The 20139-nt window shown below is 74.0% G+C and carries 18 protein-coding genes; 10 read left to right on the forward strand and 8 right to left on the reverse strand.

Annotation, left to right across the window (positions count from 1 at the left end; all coding sequences use genetic code 11):
- Positions 1-5: 5 nt before the first annotated feature.
- Complete coding sequence (locus H9624_RS08220; RefSeq protein ID WP_251839414.1) at positions 6-1460, reverse strand: protein adenylyltransferase SelO; 1455 nt, start codon at positions 1458-1460, stop codon at positions 6-8.
- Between the two features lie 50 nt (positions 1461-1510).
- Here H9624_RS08220 and H9624_RS08225 point away from each other — a divergent pair, with 50 nt between their 5' ends.
- The 3 genes from H9624_RS08225 (at position 1511) to H9624_RS08235 (ending at position 4713) form a co-directional block, all read left to right on the forward strand.
- The gene (locus tag H9624_RS08225) at positions 1511-2338 is read left to right on the forward strand and encodes a DUF429 domain-containing protein (protein ID WP_251839415.1); all 828 of its coding nucleotides are present in this window, start codon (positions 1511-1513) and stop codon (positions 2336-2338) included.
- Between the two features lie 58 nt (positions 2339-2396).
- Entirely contained in the window at positions 2397-3827 is a 1431-nt protein-coding gene (locus tag H9624_RS08230; RefSeq protein WP_251839416.1) for an HNH endonuclease, read from the forward strand.
- A gap of 82 nt (positions 3828-3909) precedes the next feature.
- The gene (locus tag H9624_RS08235) at positions 3910-4713 is read left to right on the forward strand and encodes a hypothetical protein (RefSeq protein WP_251839417.1); all 804 of its coding nucleotides are present in this window, start codon (positions 3910-3912) and stop codon (positions 4711-4713) included.
- Between the two features lie 6 nt (positions 4714-4719).
- On the opposite strand, the gene H9624_RS08240 is transcribed toward H9624_RS08235, so the two are convergent.
- Positions 4720-5493: a FadR/GntR family transcriptional regulator gene (locus H9624_RS08240; protein WP_251839418.1), complete on the reverse strand. Its 774-nt coding sequence runs from the start codon at positions 5491-5493 to the stop codon at positions 4720-4722.
- A gap of 168 nt (positions 5494-5661) precedes the next feature.
- Between H9624_RS08240 and H9624_RS08245 the strand changes: the two genes are divergently transcribed.
- A complete protein-coding gene (locus tag H9624_RS08245; RefSeq protein ID WP_251839419.1) occupies positions 5662-6759 on the forward strand; it encodes a ferrochelatase in 1098 nt (365 codons plus the stop codon).
- A gap of 64 nt (positions 6760-6823) precedes the next feature.
- Positions 6824-7474 carry a hydrogen peroxide-dependent heme synthase gene (gene hemQ / locus H9624_RS08250; RefSeq protein WP_110853095.1) on the forward strand — a complete coding sequence of 217 codons (651 nt, stop codon included), beginning with the start codon at positions 6824-6826 and terminating at the stop codon, positions 7472-7474.
- Here the strand turns inward: hemQ and H9624_RS08255 are convergent.
- Positions 7471-9216 carry a SulP family inorganic anion transporter gene (locus tag H9624_RS08255; RefSeq protein ID WP_251839420.1) on the reverse strand — a complete coding sequence of 582 codons (1746 nt, stop codon included), beginning with the start codon at positions 9214-9216 and terminating at the stop codon, positions 7471-7473. The two genes, hemQ and H9624_RS08255, sit on opposite strands and share 4 nt — an antisense overlap.
- A complete protein-coding gene (locus tag H9624_RS08260; RefSeq protein ID WP_286010996.1) occupies positions 9213-9521 on the reverse strand; it encodes an ArsR/SmtB family transcription factor in 309 nt (102 codons plus the stop codon). The genes H9624_RS08255 and H9624_RS08260 overlap by 4 nt, the downstream gene beginning before the upstream one ends.
- A gap of 143 nt (positions 9522-9664) precedes the next feature.
- On the opposite strand from H9624_RS08260, the gene H9624_RS08265 reads away from it, so the two are divergent.
- Positions 9665-10699 carry an Rv2578c family radical SAM protein gene (locus tag H9624_RS08265; RefSeq protein ID WP_251839422.1) on the forward strand — a complete coding sequence of 345 codons (1035 nt, stop codon included), beginning with the start codon at positions 9665-9667 and terminating at the stop codon, positions 10697-10699.
- A gap of 27 nt (positions 10700-10726) precedes the next feature.
- A complete protein-coding gene (locus tag H9624_RS08270) occupies positions 10727-11209 on the forward strand; it encodes an NUDIX hydrolase (protein ID WP_251839423.1) in 483 nt (160 codons plus the stop codon).
- Positions 11210-11211: 2 nt separating this feature from the next.
- Here H9624_RS08270 and H9624_RS08275 read toward each other — a convergent pair whose 3' ends face one another.
- Genes H9624_RS08275 through H9624_RS08285 form a run of 3 tightly spaced genes read right to left on the reverse strand, consistent with a single transcriptional unit; the run spans position 11212 to position 13952 of the window.
- Positions 11212-11922, reverse strand: a complete 711-nt coding sequence (locus H9624_RS08275) for an NUDIX hydrolase (RefSeq protein ID WP_251839424.1) — start codon at positions 11920-11922, stop codon at positions 11212-11214.
- 13 nt (positions 11923-11935) lie between these two features.
- Entirely contained in the window at positions 11936-13084 is a 1149-nt protein-coding gene (locus H9624_RS08280; protein ID WP_251839425.1) for a PQQ-dependent sugar dehydrogenase, read from the reverse strand.
- A 1-nt stretch (position 13085) separates the two neighbouring features.
- Entirely contained in the window at positions 13086-13952 is an 867-nt protein-coding gene (locus tag H9624_RS08285) for an SDR family oxidoreductase (RefSeq protein WP_251839426.1), read from the reverse strand.
- Positions 13953-14062: 110 nt separating this feature from the next.
- On the opposite strand from H9624_RS08285, the gene H9624_RS16870 reads away from it, so the two are divergent.
- Entirely contained in the window at positions 14063-15121 is a 1059-nt protein-coding gene (locus H9624_RS16870; RefSeq protein WP_307784947.1) for a GNAT family N-acetyltransferase, read from the forward strand.
- A 6-nt stretch (positions 15122-15127) separates the two neighbouring features.
- Here H9624_RS16870 and H9624_RS08300 read toward each other — a convergent pair whose 3' ends face one another.
- Positions 15128-17227 carry an RCC1 domain-containing protein gene (locus H9624_RS08300; RefSeq protein WP_251839427.1) on the reverse strand — a complete coding sequence of 700 codons (2100 nt, stop codon included), beginning with the start codon at positions 17225-17227 and terminating at the stop codon, positions 15128-15130.
- Between the two features lie 184 nt (positions 17228-17411).
- Here H9624_RS08300 and H9624_RS16875 point away from each other — a divergent pair, with 184 nt between their 5' ends.
- Both H9624_RS16875 and H9624_RS08310 read left to right on the forward strand, forming a co-directional pair.
- Complete coding sequence (locus H9624_RS16875) at positions 17412-18056, forward strand: L-2-amino-thiazoline-4-carboxylic acid hydrolase (RefSeq protein ID WP_251839428.1); 645 nt, start codon at positions 17412-17414, stop codon at positions 18054-18056.
- The gene (locus tag H9624_RS08310) at positions 18053-20113 is read left to right on the forward strand and encodes a M3 family metallopeptidase (RefSeq protein WP_251839429.1); all 2061 of its coding nucleotides are present in this window, start codon (positions 18053-18055) and stop codon (positions 20111-20113) included. Before H9624_RS16875 ends, H9624_RS08310 begins: the two co-directional genes overlap by 4 nt.
- Positions 20114-20139: the final 26 nt, after the last annotated feature.

Raw genomic sequence — 20139 nt, forward strand, 5'->3', positions numbered from 1 at the left:
GGCCGTCAGGTGCCGCAGTAGGTGACGAACGGCGTCTCGGGAGGCGCCGGGAGGGTGTAGCGCTCCAGGCCGGGCCGCTCCTCGTAGGGCCGCGTGACGACGTCGAGCAGCTCGCGCACCGGGCCGAGGTCCCCGGCGGTGGCGGCGTCGAGCGCCTCCTCGAGGAGGTGGTTGCGCGGGATGTAGACGGGGTTGTGGCGCTCCATGAGCGCGGGGTCGGGGTCCACCGCCCGCCACTGCTCGAGCCACCGGCCGAGCCGGGCGTCGAAGCCGGGCAGCGCGCGCACCGCGGCCGTGTCCCCGTGCGCCGCGAAGGTGAGGGCACGGAAGAACGTCGTGTGGTCGGGACGGGCGGCGACGAGGAGTGCGGTGACGTCGGCGACCAGCCGGTCCGCGCCGTCGTCGTCCTCCGAGAGCCCGAGCTTGGCCCGCATGCCGGCCGTCCACGCGGCGCTGTACCGGGCGGGGAAGGTGTTGACGAGGTCGGTGAGGACCCGCACGGCCTCGTCCTCGTCGGTGTGCACGAGGGGGAGGAGCGCCTCGGCGAGGCGGGCGAGGTTCCACTGCGCGATGACCGGCTGGTTGCCGTAGGCGTAGCGTCCGCGGGCGTCGATGGAGCTGAAGACGGTGTCCGGGTCGACGGCCTCCATGAAGGCGCACGGCCCGTAGTCGATGGTTTCCCCGGAGATCGTCATGTTGTCGGTGTTCATCACGCCGTGGACGAAGCCGACGAGCATCCACTGCGCCACGAGCGAGGCCTGTGCGTCGAGGACCGCCTCGAGGAGCGCGAGGTAGGGGTTGTCCGCCGTGGCGGCGTGCGGGTGGTGGCGGGCGATCGCGTGGTCGGCGAGGCGCCGCAGCAGCTCGAGGTCGCCGGTGGCGCGCGCGTACTGGAAGGTGCCCACGCGCAGGTGGCTGGCGGCGACGCGGGCGAGGACCGCGCCCGGCAGCAGCGTCTCGCGCCGCACCGAGGCGCCGGTGGCGACGACGGCGAGGGAGCGGGTGGTCGGCACACCCAGCGCGTGCATCGCCTCGCTGACGACGTACTCGCGCAGCATCGGGCCGACGGCGGCCAGACCGTCACCGCCGCGGGCGAAGGGCGTGGGGCCCGAGCCCTTGAGGTGGAGGTCGCGGACCGTGCCGCTCGTGTCGGTGAGCTCGCCGAGCAGGAGGGCACGGCCGTCGCCGAGGCGGGGGGAGTAGGAGCCGAACTGGTGGCCCGCGTAGGCCATGGCGACGGGGGTGGCGCCGTCGGGCACGGTGGTGCCGACGAGCAGGCCCATGCCGTCGGGGGTCCGCAGCGCCTCGGGGTCGAGCCCGAGCTCGGCGGCGAGCGTCTCGTTGAGGAGGAGCAGCGTGGGGGTCGGCACGCCCGCTGCCTGCCACGGGACGGCCAGCTCGGGCAGCTCGCGGGCGTAGCGGTCACCGAGGACGTGGCTGGTGGGAGCGGTGGTGCTCATCGTTCGACGATACGTCGGTGGCCGCGAGGCTGCTCGGTACGGTTCGTCACGTGTACATCGGCATCGACCTGGCCTGGAGCACCCGTCGTCGCACCGGCCTGGCGGCGGTGGGCGACGCCGGTGCGCTCGTCTCGTCCGGGAGCGCGGTGAGCGACGCGGAGATCGACGACTGGCTCGGTGCCCTGTCCTTTCCTGTCGTCACCGTCGCGATCGACGCGCCGCTCGTCGTCACCAACGCCACGGGCATGCGTGAGTGCGAGAAGCAGGTGGGCAAGGCCTACGGCCGCTACGACGCGAGCTGCCACGCGAGCAACCGCTCGATCCCGTACTTCGACCCGCCGCGTGCGTGGACCCTGGCCGAGCAGCACGGGTGGGTGACCGACCCCTCGCACCGGGGGAGCGCGGAGCGTCCCGCGGCGGTCGAGGTGTACCCGCACGCCGCGATGGTGGGGCTGTTCGGGCTCGGCCGGATCCTCAAGTACAAGAGCGGTCCGGTGCTCGCGCGGCGGGCGGCGCTGGTCGAGCTGCTGGAGCGGATGGAGGGCATCGCGGTGCTCGGGCTGTCCGGGAACGCCCGGTGGCGCGAGGTCCGGCTGGCGGTCGAAGAGGCCACGCGGCCCATGCACCTGGACCGGGTCGAGGACGAGGTCGACGCCGTCATGTGCGCCCACCTGGCCTGGCTGTGGCACCGGGTTCCGCAGTCCCTGCACGTGTTCGGCGACGGGGAGACGGGCTGCATCGTCGCGCCGCCGGCTCCCAGCCACCTGCCGATCCCTCGTACGAGGGCCGGAGCTCCCGCGGACGAGGACGCGGTCGTGGCCGTGGCCGGCCTGCCCGTCTCCGAGAATGCGCCACGGCTGTCGCCGGACCGCGGTTGACCGTGGGGTCCGTGCCCGCCGCGCTCGAATGTCAGACCCCGTCTGTAACGTCGATCACATGGACGACGACGGTGCGGCACCGGGCGGTGGGAGGGTCGCCTCCGCCGCCGGCAGCGTGCCGGCGGGCCCGCTCACCGTGGCGGTGCTCGAGTCCTGGCGCACGACGCTCGCCGAGGTCGGCCGGTCGCTCTCCGACGCGGAGCGCGTCGACCAGCTCCGGGCGCTGGAGGAGCTGAAGTCGGCGGCGTGCGCGGCGCAGGCGCGGCTGTCGGTGGACCTCGACGCCTCACAGCGCGCGGCGCAGGCGCGGGCCGGTGTGCCGCTGTCCCGGCGCGGCGCTGGGATCGGTGCGCAGGTCGCGTTGGCACGCCGCGAGTCCCCGCACCGTGGCGGGCGGCTCCTCGGGCTGGCCAAGGCGCTCGTCGTCGAGATGCCGCACACCTACCGGGCCCTGCAGGAGGGGCTGCTCAGCGAGTGGCGAGCCACCCTGCTCGTCCGTGAGTCGGCCTGCCTGTCCGTCCCGGACCGCACCGCCTTCGACGCCGAGATGGCAGGGGACCCGGCGCAGCTCGAGGGACTCGGTGACCGGCAGCTGGTGGCCCGGGCCAAGAAGGTCGCCTACCGCCTCGACGCCGCCTCTGTGGTGCGCCGGGCCCGCAAGGCCGAGGGGGAGCGCTGCGTGAGCCTGCGGCCCGCCCCGGACACGATGAGCTACCTGACCGGACTGCTGCCCGTCGCGCAGGGGGTGGCGGTTCTCGCTGCACTCACCAAGGCCGCAGACTCCGCGCGCGCCCAGGGGGACCCCCGCAGCAGGGGGCAGGTCATGGCCGACACCCTCGTCGAGCGGGTCACCGGCCAGGAGACGGCAGACGCCGTCCCGGTCGAGGTGCAAGTCGTCATGACCGAGCGCACCCTCCTCGCCGGCGACGACGAGCCCGCCCACATCCCCGGGTACGGGACCGTGCCGGGCGGCTGGGCGCGGCGCCTGGTGGCCCGCCGGCTCGGGACGCCGGGCCTTCACGGCGTCAGCCGGTCCACCCGGGTGTGGCTGCGCCGCCTCTTCACCTCACCGACCACCGGGCAGCTCGTCCAGATGGACTCACGCCGGCGCACCGTCCCACCCGGCCTCGCCCGCTTCGTCGCCGCCCGCGACCAGACGTGCCGCACCCCGTGGTGCGATGCGCCCGTCCGGCACGTCGACCACGTCGTCCCGTGGAGTGAGGGCGGGAAGACCGAGGCGGGCGGCCTCGAGGGCTACTGCGAGGCTTGCAACTACGACAAGCAGGCGCCCGGCTGGCGCACCCGCGCCGGACCGCCCGACGGTGAGAGCGGCCACGTCGTCGAGACCACCAGCCCCACCGGGCACCGCTACCGCTCCAGGGCGCCTGCCCTCCCCGGCCAACCCCCACCGGACGAGCGAGAGCCGGCGGACACCGACCGGGACAGTGCCGCCGAGCGCTACCTCCTCGACCTCCACCGTGTCGCCTGAGCCTGGAACTGAGCGATCCCTCACATCCGGTCCCGTCGGGCCGATGGGACCGGGGAGACCGACCGAGCGGCGAGGAGACATCGTGACCACACCCCCCGAGGGCCACCCGACCAACCCTTACGCCCCGGTCCCGCCGCCGGGTTCGGTGCCTCCTCCCTACGGTGCCGCACCGGTCCCGTCGTACGGGGACCCGGTCGGCGGCCCCGGGTACCAGCCGTCCTTCCCCGGTGCCCCGCAACCGCCGCGGCGCGGTCTGAAGGGCTGGCAGGTCGCGGCGATCGCCACGACCACCGGCGTGCTCGGCCTCGCCGTTGGCATCGGCATCGGGAGCGCGGGCGACGACGACGCCCCGGCTGCGACCCCCACCCCCATCGCCCGGACCGAGGAGCCGAGCGCCGAGCCGGCCGAGGACGGCGCGACCGAGGCCGCGGACGACGAGGCCGCCGAGGGAGCCCCTGCGGACGACGAGGAGGGCACCCGCTCGAACCCCTACCCCGTCGGCACCCCCGTCACCGACGGCGAGTGGGAGGTGACGCTCGGCGAGCCCCGCGAAGGCTGGTCGGAGATCCAGGCGGAGAACCAGTTCAACGAGGCGCCGGCCGAGGGCACCGAGTTCTACCTCGTCCCGGTGACCGCCACCTACCTCGGCGACGAGACCGGGCTGCCGTGGATGGACCTGTCCGTCCAGTTCGTCGGGAGCGACGCCCGCACCTACACCGACAGCTGCGGCGTCATCCCCGGTGACCTCATGGACGTCGACGAGCTCTACGAGGGCGGCGTCGCCGAGGGCAACGTCTGCGTCGCCGTCCCCGAGGGCGCCGACGGTCTGTGGACGCTCAGCACCGGCTGGGGCGGCAACACCGTCTTCTTCACCGCCGCGGACTGAGGGACGTCAGGCGCGCTCGCGCTCCTGGGCGCGAGCCGCCGCGATCCGCTCGACGTCCACCGGCGAGCGCTGCAGCGGCGGGATGATCTCGTCGTCGGGCGTGATGATGACGAGGTCGTTGTCCATGTGGTCGGCCATGGCGTGCACCGCGTCGATGAAGTCACCGCGCCGGACGGCGTCGACGATGCGCTCGTGCTCCACCTGCATGGTCTGCGCGTCACTCCCGTGGGTGAGGCGCTCGACGTGCCCCGGCGCCGAGAGCTTCTCGGTGATCCCGGCGTACAGCGAGGCGAGCAGCCGGTTCTTCGCGGCGTCGAAGAGGAGGTAGTGGAAGCGGGAGGCGAGCTCCACGCTCGTGTCCCGCGGTCCGACGGCCGGGCACTGCCCGCCGCGCAGCGACTGCGCGACCGAGGCCTCGAGCGCCGCGATGTCCTCGGGCGTCCGGTGCAGCGCCGCCTGCTGGGCGGCCTCCACCTCCAGCGCGCGGCGGTAGCTGAGCAGCTCCTCGAGCGTGTAGGCCGTGAGGAACTCCGAGAGCACCGCACTCGTCGGTGCGCTGGAGCGGACGAAGGTGCCGCGTCCCGGCAGCGTCTCGAGCATGCCGATGCTCGCGAGCGAGCGGACGGCCTCGCGAATCGTCGAGCGGCCCACGCCGAGGGTCTCGGCGAGCTCCGGCTCGATCGGGATGCGCGAGCCGACCTCCCACGCGCCGGTGGTGATCTGCCGGCGCAGGTAGGCCAGCGTGTTCCGGGCGCGCTCGGTGCCGCTGCTGGTGACCATCCCGCGAGTATAGGAAGGGGTGACCGCTCAGCCGGCGAGCCGCGGCGCACCCCTCCACGGCACGCGTCATGGCGGACACCTCAGTCGGCGTGCTCGGCCACCGTGGTGCGACTTCATCTGATGTTACGGTGAGCCCGTTTGCGACGCCGTCCCGAGGAGCCCGCCACCATGTCCCACCCCGCTGCGCCCTACGACGCCCTCCTGCTGTGCTCCTTCGGTGGTCCGAACAGGACGGAGGACGTCGTGCCCTTCCTGCGCAACGTCGTGCGCGGCAAGGGGATCCCCGACGAGCGGCTCGAGGAGGTCGGTGAGCACTACTTCGCCTTCGACGGCAAGAGCCCGATCAACGAGCAGAACCTCGCCCTGCGCGCTGCCCTCGCGGCCGAGCTGCGCGAGCGGGGCGTCGAGCTCCCGGTCCTGTGGGGCAACCGCAACTGGCACCCCTACACCGTCGACACCCTCCGGGACGCCGTCGCCTTCGGTGCCCGTCGCATCCTCGTCCTCGTCACGAGCGCCTACGCCTCCTACTCCGGCAGCCGCCAGTACCGCGAGCACCTCGCCGCGGCTGTGAGCGAGCTCGGCGTCGACGCCGAGGGCCTCGAGATCGATGTCCTGCGCCCCTTCTTCAACGACCCGGGCTTTGTCGACGCCAACACCGATGCCGTCCTCGCGGCCGTGGAGCAGCTGCCCGCGGGCGAGGGCGTCCACATCGCCTACGTCACCCACTCGATCCCCGACACCATGCAGGACGCGTCGGCCGCCACCGGCCCCGGCTACCGCGAGCAGCACGAGGACGTCCGGGCTGCCATCGACGCCACCCTGCGCGAGCGCGGCCTGAGCGTCACCTCCTCCCTGTCCTACTGCTCGCGCTCGGGCGACCCGCGTACGCCGTGGCTCGAGCCGGACGTCAACGACCACCTCGCCCAGCTCGCCGAGGACGGTGTCACGCGCGTCGTCATCGCCCCGATCGGCTTCATCTCCGACCACATGGAGGTGGCCTGGGACCTGGACACCGAGGCGATGGAGACGGCCCGCGAGCTCGGCATGGACGCGGCCCGCGCCGCGACGGCGGGCATCGCGCCGGTCTTCGTCTCCGGGCTCGTCGACCTCGTCCTCGAGCGCGCCGCGCGCGAGCGGGGCGAGGAGCCGCAGGTGACCGTGCGCGGGCAGCTCCCGGCCTTCCCCGACGTCGCCCCTCCCGGCAGCTGCCGGATGCGCCACGGTGAGGTCACCGGCATCCCGGTCCTCGCCGGCACCGCCGACTGACCCTGTCCCACCACACCAGGAGGAAGAGCCCGTGAGCTCCGCCCAGCCCCAGTCCGCCTACGTCATGTACTCCGTGTTCCGGGCGATCCAGCCGCTGCCCGAGGAGGACGACGTGCGCGCCGGCCTCGTCCGCGACGTCCTCGCGGACCTGGCGGACGTCCCGGGCCTGACCGTGCGCGGCTGGTACGACGTCGCGGGCTTCCGGGCCGACGCCGACCTCATGGTGTGGTGGTGGGCCGAGGACGTCGAGGCCGTGCAGGAGGCCTACCACCGGCTCCTCGCGAGCAACCTCGGCGGTGCGCTGGAGCCGGTGTGGTCCCAGGTGGGCACCCACCGCCCGGCGGAGTTCAACCGCGGGCACCTGCCCTCCTTCATCATGGGCGAGGAGCCGCGCGGCTTCCTCTGTGTCTACCCCTTCGTCCGCAGCTACGAGTGGTACCTGCTGCCCCCGGAGGAGCGCAGCACCATGCTCCGTGACCACGGCCTGGCGGCCCGCGACTACGGCGACGTGCGCGCCAACACGATCGCGGCCTTCGCGCTGGGTGACTACGAGTGGCTGCTCGGCTTCGAGGCCGACGACCTCGGCCGCATCGTCGACCTCATGCGTGACCTGCGCGCCACCGAGGCCCGCCGCCACGTCCGCGAGGAGGTCCCCTTCTTCACCGGCCCGCGCCGCGAGCTCGGTGAGATCGTGGAGAAGCTGCCCCGCGGCTAGCGAGCCCGCGCGGCGGCGCCCGTGCCGCACTCGAGCACGGCGCCGCCGCGCACCTCGAAGCGCACGTGGTTGCGCGCGTGGGCGACGGCGGCCGGCAGGTCGTCGAAGTAGTGGCCCTCGTCCCCGAGCGCGTCGAGGACGCCGACGGCGGCCGACATCCGCAGCTGCTGCGCGTCCAGGCCCTTGAGCAGCACGGTGATCCCGCGGCGGCGCAGATCGGTGATGATCTCGCCGAGCGCATGGGCACCGGAGGCGTCCATGACGCGGACCTCCCGCAGCGCGAGGACGACGACGCGCACGTCCTTGACCGCCGTCATCTCGTCGAGGAAGCGCTTCGTCCCGCCGAAGAAGAGCGCACCGCGGAAGTGGTAGACGGCGACGTGCTCGTCGAGGAGCGCGTCCTCCTCCTCCGGGGCGAGGTCCGGCGGGAGATCGCACCGGGTGAGGCCCGAGACGCGCGCCATCGCCCGCAGCGCGAGCAGGGCGGCGACCGCGACGCCGACCTGGACCGCGACGATGAGGTCGAAGACGATCGTCACGACGACGGTCGAGAGGTAGACGACGGCGTCGGCCCGGGTAGCCCGCAGGATCGCGCGGCCCGTGCGCAGGTCGATCATCCGGAACGCCGTGACGATGAGGACACCGGCCAGGGCGGACATCGGGATGAGCGCGACCACCGGCGTGAGTGCCAGGACGATGAGGACGAGCACGACGGCGTGGCTCGCGCCGGCCACGCGGGTGCGCGCACCGGCACGGACGTTGACGGCGGTGCGGGCGATCGCGCCGGTCGCGGGCATGCCGCCGAAGAGGCCGCTGGCGACGTTCGCCATGCCCTGACCGACGAGCTCGCGGTTGGCGTCGGTGTCCGGCACGGTCTCGACCATGCCGTCCGCCACCCGCGCCGAGAGCAGGCTCTCCAGCGCCGCGAGGGCGGCGATCGCCATGGCCGAGGGGAGCATGGCCGCCAGTGCGGAGGAGTCCCAGGCGGGCACCTGGAAGGAGGGCAGCGCGTCGGGCAGCGCACCGATCCGCTCGACGTCGAGGGAGACGAGCTCGGCGACGACAGTGGCGACGGCGACGGCGATGAGCGAGGCCGGCAGCGACCGCCGCAGCCGGGTGAGCAGGACCATGAGGACGACGACGCCGCCGGTCACGGCTAGGGGAGTCACGGCGCGCGCCCAGTCGGTGACGCGCAGGGTCTCCACGGCCGCCGCCGTCGCGTTCTCCACCTGGGGGCGCGCGGTGTCCAGGGCGAGGGGGACCTGCTGGAGGAAGATGATGACGCCGATGCCGAGGGTGAAGCCCTCGACCACCGGCCACGGGATGACGGACACGAGGCGCCCCATCCCCACGAGCCCCATGACGATGACGAGGACGCCGGCGAGGATCGACAGCGCGAAGACCGCCTCCGTCCCGTAGCGCGCCACCACGGGGATGAGGACGACGGTCATCGCGCCGGTCGGTCCGGACACCTGCAGGTGGGAGCCGCCGAGGACGGCGGCGACGAAGCCGGCGACGATCGCGGTGATGAGCCCGGCCGCAGGGCCGACGCCGGACGCGACGCCGAAGCCCAGCGCCAGCGGGAGCGCGACGACGCCCACCGTCACGCCGGCGACGAGGTCCCCGCGCCAGGAGCGCGACAGGCCCGTGTAGTCCGAGCGGCGGGGGAGCGTGAGGGAGGCGACGTGGCCGAGGGCCGAGCGCCAGGTCGGGCGCGGGGCGAGGGGAGTGGGGCCGCTCATCGTGCCTGCCCGTTCGAGCCGAGGGCCTCGGTGGTCCGGCCGTGCGATCCGAGGAGGAAGGTGCGTGCGGCGTCGAGCATGGTGGCGAGCGAGTCGTCGACGAGCGTGTAGGTGACGGTGTTGCCCTGCCGGGACTTGGCCACCACCCCGGCACGGCGCAGGACCGCCAGGTGCTGCGACAGGTGGGAGGCCTCGATGCCGATCTCCGCGAGCAGGGTGCTCACCGGCCGGTCGCCGTCGCTCAGGAGCTCGAGGGCCCTGATCCGGACCGGGTGCCCGAGTGCCTTGAAGAGCTCCGCCTTCATGACGTAGACGGGCGTGTCTATGGCGCGGTCGAGCACGTGTCCTCCAGGTCGAGGCGGGCGGTGGCTTGACGACTCTATCAAGTCGTCAATCCGCGCCTGTGCGAGTGGTTGACGTCGACTCGTACACGTGTTCGACTATGTCCATGAGGTGGGACGGGCAGCAGATCGGCACGGAGGACGGCGCCGCGCTCCCCGGGCTGCAGAAGATGGCGGGCCTGGTCCGCACCGTCCGCACGCCCGAGTTCGCCGGCATCGTCTTCCACGAGGTGACGGCGCGCTCGGTCCTCAACAAGGTGCCCGCCGCCTCGCGGATGCCCTTCCGCTGGACGGTCAACCCCTTCCGCGGCTGCAGCCACGCCTGCGTGTACTGCTACGCCCGCTCCACCCACACCTACCTCGACATGGACGCCGGCGCGGACTTCGACAGCCAGATCGTCGTCAAGGTCAACGCCCCCGAGGTGCTCGCCCGGGATCTGAGCAAGCCCTCCTGGGGGCGGGAGCAGGTGGCGCTGGGCACGAACACCGACCCCTACCAGCGCGCCGAGGGCCGCTACCGGCTCATGCCCGGGATCATCGGCGCGCTCGTCGAGTCCGGCACGCCGCTGTCGGTCCTCACCAAGGGCACCCTCCTGCGCCGCGACCTGCCGCTGCTGGGGGAGGGCGCCGCCCACGTGCCCGTGTCGCTCGGCATCTCCCTCGCCGTCCTCGACCCCGACCTCCAGCACCTCCTCGAGCCGGGCACGCCCAGCCCGCGTGCCCGCCTCGACCTCGTCCGCGCCATCCGCGAGACCGGGCTGGACTGCCACGTCATGGTCGCCCCGGTCCTGCCCTGGGTCACCGACTCCCGCGAGCACCTCGACGCGCTCCTCGCCGCCATCGCCGATGCCGGCGCCACCTCGGCCTCGGTCATGGCCGCCCACCTGCGCCCGGGCGTCAAGGACTGGTACCTGCAGTGGCTCCAGACGCACCGGCCAGCGCTCGTGCCCGAGTACCAGCGCCTGTACGGGCGCGGGGCCTACGCCCCGGACGCGTACCGCACGTGGCTGGCCGAGCGGGTGGCGCCGCTGCTGCGCCGCCACGGCCTCTCCCGCGGCGCCGGGCTGCGCACCCAGCAGCCACGGGAGCCGGAGGCGCCGGCTCAGGCCCCGGACGCCGTCATGCAGGCCGCCCTCTTCTGAGGGCTGGCACACTGGCACACTGGCCCCGTGCCCGTCCCGGACTTCGTCACCGCCCTGCGTGCCCACGTCGGGACGGCACCGCTGTGGCTCTCCGGCGTCACCGCCGTCGTCCTCGACGGGGACCGGGTGCTCCTCGGGCGGCGCACCGACAACGGCATGTGGGCCGCCATCAGCGGCATCCTCGACCCTGGTGAGCAGCCCGCCCGCGCCGCCGTGCGCGAGGTGCTCGAGGAGACGGGCGTCGTCGCCCGCGTCCTCGCGCTCGCCTCGGTCGACAGCGGCGACGTCGTCACCTACCCCAACGGCGACCGGGCCCAGTACCTCTCCCTCGCATTCCTCTGCGAGTACGTGTCCGGGGAGGCGCACGTCGCCGACGACGAGTCTCTCGCCGTCGGCTGGTTCCCGCTCGACGCGCTGCCGCGGCCGCTCGCGCCGACGTCGGCCACGCGCATCGCCGACGCCCTCGCCGTCCGGGCCGACCCGGCCGCCGGTCCGCGTTTCGTGCGCTGAGCTCAACCCTCCGGCGTCGCCGGCGGGAGCGTGTCGCCGCGGGCCTCGGCCATCGACATCGCGTACTCGCGTGAGCGGTCCCACGGGCGCGTCCAGCCGAGCTCGTCGAAGACGCCGTCGAGGAGGTTGCCGGTGAAGCCCCACACCCAGCCGCCCTGGACGGCGAACCCGGCGCTGCCGTGCCCGTGGATCGTCACCGTGGAGCGCCCGGCGGGGTCGAGGAGGTCGCTGACCGGCAGCCGCAGCGTGTGGAGCACCTCGCCCACCTCGACGTCCTCGAGCCCGCCGGGGTCAGTCGCCCACCCGACCACGGGCGTGACGAGGAAGCGGCTGATGGGCACGGCCACCTGCGGCAGCGTGCCGATGACCTCGACGCGCTCGGGCGCGAGGCCGATCTCCTCGTGGGTCTCCCGCAGGGCGGTGGCAGCCGGCCCGGCGTCGCCGTCGTCGGCGCGACCGCCGGGCAGCGCGATCTGCCCGGGGTGGTGGCGCAGCAGCGGGGAGCGCTGGACGAGGTAGAGGTCGAGCCCGGGGAAGACGTCGGGCCGCGCGAGGGTCGGGGTGAAGAGAAGGAGCACGGCCGCCGGCCGGTACTCGGCGCGGGCGACGGCGTCGACGCGGTGGACCTCGGGAGGCTGCCCCAGATCGCCCGCCGCGCCCCTCGCGACGAGACGTTCGAGGTCGCTGCGCGCCTGCGCCAGGTGCCGGTCCACCGCGCCACCATAGTCACCCCTGGGACGCGAGCCACTCCTCGTCGACGGCGACGACGCGGTCGTCCTCCGGACCCGGCTCCCCGCGGAAGGTGTTGGACGTGAGGAGCCACAGCCGCCCGTCCGGCGCGACCGTCACGGTCCGCAGCCGCCCGTACTCACTCTCGAGCAGCCGCTGCGGCTCGCCCGCCGCGCCGTCGGCCTCCAGCGGCACGCGCCACAGCGACTCCCCGCGCAGCGCGGCGACGTACACCGCGTCCTCGGTGACGGCGAGGCCGCTGGGGGAGGCGTCGGCCGGCCGCCACGTGACGAGCGGGTCGACGTAGTCCGCGGCGCCCGCGGTCCCCTCGACCTCCGGCCAGCCGTAGTTGGCGCCCGGCTCGATCGCGTTGAGCTCGTCCCAGGTGTCCTGCCCGAACTCCGAGGCGTACATCCGCCCCTCGGCGCCCCAGCCCAGACCCTGGACGTTGCGGTGCCCCAACGACCACACTGGCGAGCCCGGGTCCGGGTTGCCGGGCGCCGGCTCACCGTCCTCGTCGACCCGCAGGACCTTCCCGCCGAGCGAGCCCGGGTCCTGGGACGTCGAGGGGACCGCGGCGTCCCCGGTCGCGACGTAGAGGAAGCCGTCCGGTCCGAACTCGAGGCGCCCGCCCGAGTGGTACGTCTCGCGCGGGATCCCCTCGAGGACGACGACGTCGGGCGCGAGCTGCTCGCCGTCGTGCACCATCCGCAGCACCCGGTTGTCGGTCGCGGTGGTGAGGTAGACGAAGACGTGGCCGTTGTCGGCAAAGTCCGGCGAGACGGCGATCCCGAGCAGGCCGGTCTCGTTCTCCGCGGCCACCCCGGGCACGGTCGCCAGCTCGCGCGGCTCCTGCCCGGCGACCAGCTCGAGGACCCGCGCCGTGTCCCGTTCGGTGACCAGGGCGGTGCCGTCGGGCAGGAACGCCAGGCCCCAGGGCACGTCGAGCCCGGTGGCGAGCACCTCCGGCTCCTGGGGAGCGGGCTCCGTCGTCGTCGGCTCGGTCGTCGGCGTCGGCGTCGGCGCCGTCGTCGTCGGGCTGGGTGGCGGGGCGGTGGCCTGCTCCTTGTCTTCCCCGCCCCCGCACGCCGCGAGGACGACGACGGCGAGCAGTCCCGCCGTCGTCGTCCTCGCGGTGCGGGTCATGTCAGAAGACGGGCTTGCCGCCCGTGACACCGAGGACGGTGCCGGAGACGTAGCTCGCGTCGTCGGTGGCGAGGAAGACGAAGGCCGTGGCGACCTCGATCGGGTGGCCGGCCCGGCCGAGCGGTGCGTTCTTGCCGAACTCCGGCATCGACTCCGCGGGCTTGGTGGCCGGCTGGAGCGGGGTCCAGACCGGGCCCGGCGCCACGGCGTTGACCCGGATACCCTTGGGGCCGAGCTCGGCGGCGAGGTTGACGGTGAGGTTGTTAATCGCGGCCTTCGTCGAGGCGTAGTCGAGCAGCGTCTCCGAGGGCTGGAAGGCCTGGATCGACGTGCAGTTGATGACGCTCGCGCCCGGCTTGAGGTCGTCGAGCAGGGCCTTGGTCAGCCAGAAGATCGCGAAGATGTTCGTCTCGAAGGTCTGGCGCAGCTGCTCGTCGCTGATGTCGGCGAGGGAGTCCTGGGCCATCTGGTAGCCCGCGTTGTTGACGAGGACGTCGATCCCGCCGAGTCCCTCGACCGCCGCGCGCGCGAGGGCGATGTTCGCCTCCTCGGTGCGCTGGTCGGTGGGGATGAGCACGCAGCGTCGCCCGGCGGCCTCGACGTGCTTCTTCGTCTCCTCCGCGTCCTCCTGCTCCTGCTCGAGGTAGGAGATCGCGACGTCGGCGCCCTCCTTGGCGAAGGCGATCGCCGTCGCGCGCCCGATGCCGGAGTCACCGCCGGTGATGAGGGCACGCTTGCCCTCGAGCCGCCCACGGCCGACGTAGCTCGTCTCGCCGTGGTCGGGCACGGGGTCAAGACGGTTCGTCCACCCCGGCCAGGGCTGGCTCTGCTCGGGGAAGTCCTTCATGGCGTTCGTGTCGATGTCCATGCCCCCATCCTTCGACCCACGCTGCCCGGCCGCATCCGGTGCCGGGCTCAGGCGGCCGCCAAGCAAATCAGGGCCGGGCACCGACACGCCGTCGCGTAGCCTGCGCGGTCATGGAGCCCTTCACCCTGCACGACGGCGAGCTCACGCTCGAGGCGCCCACCCTCGCGGACGTCGACCGCATCACCGAGGCCTGTCAGGACCCCGAGGTGCAGCGCTGGACCACCGTCCCCTCGCCCTACCACCGTGAGCACGCGGTGGGCTTCGTCGAGCGCTTCGTCATCGACGGGTGGGCGCGCGGGGACAACCACACCTGGGCGCTGCGCCACGGCGGTCGGCTCGTCGGCATGGTCGGGGTGACGCGGACCGAGGGCTCGGGGGAGATCGGCTACTGGCTCGCCCCCGAGGGCCGCGGCCTGGGCCTCATGGACCGGGCCGTCGGTCTCGTCCTCGACGCGGCCTTCGGCCCGCTCGGGATGGAGCGGGTGGAGTGGCGCGCCGACGTCGGCAACTGGCCGTCCTGGAAGGTGGTGTGGCGCCACGGCTTCCGCCGCGAGGGCCAGGTGCGGGGGATGGGCATGCACGGCGAGCGCCGCGTGGACCAGTGGATCGGCACGCTCCTGCGCGAGGACCCGCGCGAGCCCGCCCACCCGTGGGACGGGCCGGTTGCGGGCGTCGTCCCCGCGGACCCGCGCGACCCGGACGCGCTCGTGCGCCAGTTCCACGCGCACTTCGGCGTCCCGGTCGCCGACGACGCGCCGTCGGTCGACCGCGACCGCGTCCACCTGCGCATGGCGCTCGTCGCCGAGGAGCTCGCCGAGCTCGTCACCGCCGTCTACGGCGACGCGGCGGGACAGGAGATGGAGGCGGCCTTCACCCGCGCCGTCGCCGCCGACGACGGTTCCCGCGACACCGTGGCGGCCGCCGACGCGCTGGCCGACCTCGTCTACGTCCTCTACGGCATGGCCCAGGAGTGCGGGGTCCCGCTGCCCGAGGTGCTCGCCGAGGTCCACGCCGCCAACCTGTCCAAGCTCGGCGCGGACGGCCGTCCGCTGCTGCGGGCGGACGGGAAGGTCCTCAAGGCGGCCGGCTACCGGCCCCCGGACGTGGCCGCCGTCCTCGCGCGACGGGCGGCCGACCGCCTCACGGGCAGCGACGCCACGACCTCCTGACCGGTCTCAGGTGTTCTCGACCGTCCGGTCCTTGGTGTCGCCCTCCTCCGTGCCGAAGTCGTAGGCGGCGTCGACGCCGGGGCCGCCACGGAAGTGGTCCGCGCCCGTGTCGCCGTAGAGGACGTCGGCGCCGCGACCGCCGTCGAGACCGTCCTCGCCCGGGCCGCCGCCCAGCTGGTCGTTGCCGTTCCCGCCCCGGAGCTCGTCGTCGTGGCGCCCGCCGTCGAGGTGGTCGTCGCCGTCGTTGCCCGCGAGCCGGTCACGCCCTCTCTCGCCGCGCAGCACGTCGTTCCCGTCGCCAGCCCGGAGGTCGTCGTCACCGTTGCCGGCGGCGAGTGTGTCCTCACCGTCCTGGCCGCGCAGGACGTCGTCCCCGTCGCCGCCGGCCACGAGGTCGCCGTCGTCGCCTCCGCGGAGGTCGTCGCGACCGTCGCCACCGACCAGGGTGTCCTCCCCGCCGCCGCCCACGATCCGGTCGTCGCCGAGGCCGCCGCACAGCGTGTCCGCGCCGTCACGCCCGGTGAGGGTGTCGTCCCCGCGCCCGCCCAGCAGGAGGTCCGCGCCGGGCGTGCCCCTGAGGGCGTCCGGGCCGCTCGCGCCCGCGCGGACGCTCACGGTGAGTGTGGACGTCCCCGACGGCGCCTCGGCGGTCACCTCCACCGTCGCTTCTCGTACCCCTGCGCCGGGGGAGACGCTCAGGGAGACCGTCCGGTTCGCGTCCTCACCGCCGAACCTGATGCTCCGGGCGGGGACGACGGACTCATCCGAGGACGTCGCCGAGAGAACGACGTCCTGCCCGGTGGCACCGGCCACCGTGAGGGCCACGGTGGCGCCGGCTGCGACGCACTGCCCGCCTCGCCCGGGGGTCGCCACGAGGGGCCCGTCGAGGTCGAGCGCGTGCACCCGGCTCGGCACGTTGCGGTTCTGCAGCGTGCGGTCGCCCAGCTGGCCGTAGTAGCTGTCCCCCCACGCCCACACCTCACCCGACGTGGTGAGCGCGACCGTGTGGCCGCCGCCCGCGCTGACGGCCGCAACGTCACCGTCCAGCCCGAGCACCGGCACGGGGGTCAGCACATGGTCCTCCGGGGTCTCGCTGGGGTCCTGGTCCTCGTAGCCGTTGCCCAGCTCGCCGAAGGTGTTCGACCCCCAGCAGACGACGTCGCCCGCGTCCGTCAGCGCGCACGTGTGGTGCTGCCCGGCGCTGGTGGCGGTGATCCCGCCGTCGAGCCCCGTCACCGGCACCGGGACGTTGCTGCTGCTCCTGCTGCCGGTCCCGAGCTGACCCTCACCGTTGCGTCCCCAGCACAGCACCGCGCCGTCCTCCGTGAGGGCGCACGTGTGCTGACCGCCGGCGCTGACCGCGGCGACGCCTCGGTCGAGCCCGACGACGTGCACGGGCACCGAGGATCCGTCGGTGCCGCCGTCGCCCAGCTGGCCGTCCGCGTTGCCGCCCCAGCACAGCACCGCGCCGCCGTCGGTCAGGGCGCAGGCGTGGGCCTGGCCGGTGCTGAGGGCCGCCACCCCGCGGTCGAGCCCGACGACGTCCCCCGGGACGGGGGAGCTCGGGTTTGCGGGGATCTCGACGTCGACCCCGTTGCCCAGCTGTCCGCGGCTGTTGCTGCCCCAGCACTGCGCCCCGCCGTCGACGGTGACCACGCAGGTGAACCCGTGGCCGGAACTGACGGCGGCGACACCCTCGCCCAGCCCGACCACGTCCACCGGCACGGTGGAGCCGGTGCCGTACCCGGTGACGCCGGTGCCGAGCTCCCCGGTCTCGTTGCCGCCCCAGCACTGCACGCCGCCGTCGTCGGCGAGGGCGCACGTGTGCCTGTCGCCGGCGGTGACGGCGGCGGTCCCGGTGGCCCGCCCGACGACGTCGCTCGGCTCGTGACGGTCGCGGGTCGTGCCGTCACCGACCTGCCCGTCCTCGTTGAGTCCCCAGCACGTGGCGGCGCCGGCAGCCGTCACCGCACAGGTGTGCAGACCGCCCGCGCTGATCGACGGAGCTGCGGGCGCGCCGTCGGCTGGGACGGGCGGGCCACCGACGGCCGTCGTGGCCGTGAGGAGCCCCAGGACTACCAGGGACCTGCCGATGATCGCTCGCATGCCGTGGATCTCCCGTCCCGCACGAGCCCGACACCTCGACGGTACTCCTGCCGTGCCGGCGTGGCCCGCCCGGATAGGCGGCCGCCCGCGGTCCCGGAACGGCCAGATGTGCCCGAGACGTAGCCTGGCCGCAGGCGGCCGCACCGTCCCGCGGCCGGCGTCCCGTCGGCGAGGGGAGCCCCCTGTGCCCTCATCAGTTCACGTGCCGCGACGCCGCTGGTGGCGCCGCGCCCTCGTCGCCCGGTACGGCGCGCGTGGCCGCGAGCTCGCCCGGGCGGTCGACGCCGAGTACGGCGCGCTCCTTGCGACGCGTCCACCGTGGGCTGAGGGCAGCCGGGCGCTGCGCTTCCACGTCCGGCAGGCGATCCTCCCGGACCTCGCGGCCTACCGGGTGCTGAGCCGTGAGCGCGGTGACGCCGCGGTGGCCAGGGGAGTGGTGCGCGACCTCATGACGGCGCAGCTGCTGCCGGTGCTGCGGGTCGTCCGTCTCCTCGACCGGGTCGGTGTGCCCTTCGGGCGGCTGCGCCGCGTGACGCGGTGGCTGGTCCCGCGTGCGTTCCCGCCGGCGGGGTTCACCATCGGCTGGGGCAAGGACGACGACGCCGGCCTGCGGTTCGACGTCACCTCCTGCTTCTACCTCCGGGTGCTGCGTCACTACGGCGCCCCCGAGCTGACGGGGGTGTTCTGCTACGGCGATCAGGTGGTCCTCGAGCAGATGCCACGCAGCGTGCGCCTCACCCGGGCCGGCACCCTGGCGACCGGTGCCGCTCGCTGCGACTTCCTCCTGCAGCCCGCGCGGCCTGCGGGCAGGGAGACAATGGCCCCATGACCGACACCACCCTCGCCGCGGACAACCCCTTCGCGGGCCCTTCGGACCTGCCCTTCGAGCTTCCCGACTTCGCCGCCGTACGCCACGAGCACCTGCGTCCCGCCATGCTCGCCGGGCTCGCGGAGCAGCGGGCCGAGTGGGAGGCCATCGCCTCCGACCCGGCCGAGCCCGACGTCGCCAACACCCTCGAGGCGCTCGAGCTGTCCGGCAGCCTGCTGCGCCGCGTGGGTCCGGTCCTCAGCACCCTCGTCTCCTCCTGCGCGAACGACGAGCTGCGCGAGCTCGAGGCCGAGCTCGCCCCGCTCCAGTCGGCGCACTGGGACGCCCTCTACCTCGACCGCCGGATCTTCGACCGGCTCGAGGCGCTCACCGCGCAGGACCTCGACGCCGAGACCGCGTGGCTGCTCCGGACCTACCGCAAGGACTTCGTCCGCGCCGGCGTCCAGCTCGACGACGAGAGCCAGACCCGCCTGCGCGAGCTCAACTCGCGCCTCACCACCCTGGAGACGGAGTTCTCCCAGCGCGTGGTCAAGGCGATGGACGCGGGCGCCGTCCACGTCACCGACGCCTCCCGCCTCGCCGGACTGGACGAGGGCACCGTCGCCGGCCTCGCCCAGGCCGCCGCCGACCGCGGCCGCGAGGGCCACCTCATCACCCTCCAGCTGCCGACCCAGCAGGCCCTGCTCGCGCAGGCCGAGGAGCGCGCCCTGCGCGAGGAGCTCTTCACCGCCTCCGCGCTGCGCGGCACCGGCGTCGACGAGGCCAGCGACACGCGCGCGACGCTCCTCGAGATCACGCGGCTGCGCGCCGAGCGCGCCCGGCTGCTCGGCTACGAGCACCACGCCGCCTACGTCGCCGAGGACGGCACGGCCGGCACCACCGCCGCCGTCAACGAGATGCTCGCGCGCCTCGCCCCGCCCGCCGTCGCCAACGCCGCGGCGGAGGCCGAGGAGCTGGCCCGGGCCCACGGCGCGCCGGTCGAGCCCTGGGACTGGTCCTTCCTCGCCGAGAAGGTGCGCCAGGAGCGCTTCAGCATCGACGACTCCGTCCTGCGCCCCTACCTCGAGCTCGAGCGCGTCCTGCGCGACGGCGTCTTCCACGCCGCCCACCGGCTCTTCGGGATCACGCTCACCGAGCGGCCCGGGCTGGCCGGCTACGCCGACGGCGTGCGGGTGTGGGAGGTGACCGAGGAGGACGGCAGCCCGCTGGGCCTCTTCGTCGGGGACTACTACGCCCGGGAGGGCAAGCGGGGCGGGGCGTGGATGCACAACCTCGTCGACCAGTCCCACCTGCTCGGCCAGCGCCCCGTCGTCGTCAACAACCTCAACATCACCCGCCCGGCGCCGGGGGAGCCCACGCTGCTCACCTGGGACGAGGTCATCACTGCGTTCCACGAGTTCGGTCACGCCCTGCACGGGCTCTTCTCCGACGTCCACCACCCCTCGCTGTCCGGCGCCAACGTGCCCCGCGACTTCGTCGAGTACCCCTCCCAGGTCAACGAGATGTGGGCGCGCGACCCGGAGGTGCTGGCCCGCTACGCCCGCCACCACGAGACCGGCGAGCCCATGCCCACCGAGCTGCTCGACGCGCTGCTCGCCTCCGCCCAGTACGGCGAGGGCTTTGCGACCACCGAGTACCTCGGCGCCGCGCTCCTCGACCAGGCCTGGCACCAGGTGGGCCCCGACGACGTCCCCACCGACCCTGCGGATGTCGAGGACTTCTCCACCCGGGCGCTGGAGCGCGCCGGCGCGTCGGTGCGGCTCGTGCCGCCGCGCTACCGCTCGACCTACTTCAACCACACCTTCGGCGGCGGCTACGACGCGGGCTACTACTCCTACATCTGGAGCGAGGTCCTCGACGCCGACACCGTGCGGTGGTTCGAGGCGGACGCACCCAAGGACGACGGCGGCCTGCCCGGTCGCGCCGCCGGCCAGCGCTTCCGCGAGGTGCTCCTGTCGCGCGGCCACAGCGCCGACCCGCTGAGCTTCTACCGGGAGCTCCGCGGTCGCGACGCCGACATCCGCCCGCTCCTCGAGCGTCGCGGCCTCACCACCTGACCGCCGTCGCCTTCCTTCTCACGCCG

Source organism: Oceanitalea stevensii, from assembly GCF_014837105.1.
Lineage (GTDB): Bacteria > Actinomycetota > Actinomycetes > Actinomycetales > Actinomycetaceae > Oceanitalea > Oceanitalea stevensii.